Source organism: Clostridioides sp. GD02377, from assembly GCF_045899875.1.
In the GTDB taxonomy this organism is placed as follows: Bacteria; Bacillota; Clostridia; order Peptostreptococcales; family Peptostreptococcaceae; genus Clostridioides; species Clostridioides difficile_A.
This window is the reverse complement of record NZ_JBJODA010000071.1, coordinates 1-665: the sequence shown is the minus strand read 5'-3', so window position 1 is coordinate 665 and position 665 is coordinate 1. Positions and strand designations below refer to the sequence as shown.

The window sequence follows — 665 nt, the reverse complement described above, 5'->3', positions numbered from 1 at the left end:
CCTAAAAAATATAATGTATTTAATTCATCTTCACTAACTTCTCTTTTTTTTTGTTCTTTCCCATGTGTATTTGTTGCATCACTATCTTTTGTATCATCAATGCAGAATAATCCATTTAAAGCATATTTTCTTGCATAGCTTGATACGCTTCCAGTTACTTGTGCTAAATCCATGCCTTTTTTAGTTTCATCTTCTCTAGCTAATGCCTTTACAGATACTGTTTCTCCTGTTTCTGCATCTATTAAAGTTGCTGTAGCTTCTACATAGAATCTAGTGCCTATTTGAACAACTTTATCATCTAATATAACTAACGCTTTTTCTTCTTTTAAAATAGGTTTTAAACCTTCTAGTATATCCTCACAACTCCTATAATTGTATTTACCAAAACTATTAAATTGATTTTTAGGTGCTTTTAAAACACTCTGTATATTTACAAGCTTCATATAAATATTATTAGTTTCCATCTCTCCCACCTACTCTTTTTTAACTTTTGGAATTGTTAGTGTAGTTCCATATTCAATCCTACAACCTTCAACCTCATGACCTTTTTTAATAAAGTCTTTTATAGTATTCTTATCTACTTTTATAACTTGCTCTACTGTTTTATATATACCAGGTATTTTTTCTTCATCTTCTATGACCAAGCTACCTGCCGATTTTCTTAT

Annotated in this window: 2 protein-coding genes; both read right to left on the bottom strand. The window is 29.6% G+C overall.

What is annotated here, in order from left to right:
- Window positions 1-464, bottom strand: a 464-nt coding sequence (locus Q3304_RS20840; RefSeq protein ID WP_407815490.1) for an ERF family protein, incomplete at its 3' end; no start/stop codon positions are given.
- Window positions 465-473: 9 nt separating this feature from the next.
- Window positions 474-665 (bottom strand): siphovirus Gp157 family protein (locus Q3304_RS20835; protein WP_407815489.1); only part of this gene is annotated, 192 nt, incomplete at its 5' end.